The sequence below is a fragment of the Polaromonas sp. P1_G2 genome, assembly GCF_056405515.1.
Genome location: NZ_JBFUBY010001747.1, coordinates 1 through 360, shown reverse-complemented (window position 1 = coordinate 360; position 360 = coordinate 1). Strand labels below are relative to the sequence as shown.

1 protein-coding gene is annotated in these 360 nt (G+C 54.4%); it reads right to left on the bottom strand.

Features of this window, described 5'->3' with window-relative positions; translation table 11 throughout:
* Nucleotide 1: 1 nt before the first annotated feature.
* Complete coding sequence (locus AC1D0P_RS32405) at nt 2-310, bottom strand: hypothetical protein (protein ID WP_477680466.1); 309 nt, start codon at nt 308-310, stop codon at nt 2-4.
* Between the last annotated feature and the right edge of the window lie 50 nt (nt 311-360).

Genomic DNA, 360 nt, shown 5'->3' with positions numbered 1-360 from the left:
GTCACGAAGTTTCTGCCGACTTGATCAGAATCGCGGTCAGACTCAGCGCTGATAGACCGGGTGTGGCGACTGCGACCATGGCGATGGAAAAGCCGTTTCTCAAGCCCGGCACTTTTCCACATCCGGTCGAGTTGGCGATGCCGGATGAAATCAGATTTGGGATGCGCTTGAGCGACGTTAGAATCCAGGATTCGTTGCGCGCATTCTTCACGCGAGCGACCTTCACAGATGACTTCGACTCGGAGGACTGGGTATCGAGCATATTGTGGCGGCCGGGGACGACACGCTTTGAATTGGTCGGCACGTACATACACTCACAGTATTATACAGGGAACGTGTCCGGTTGGATTGCCATAGATC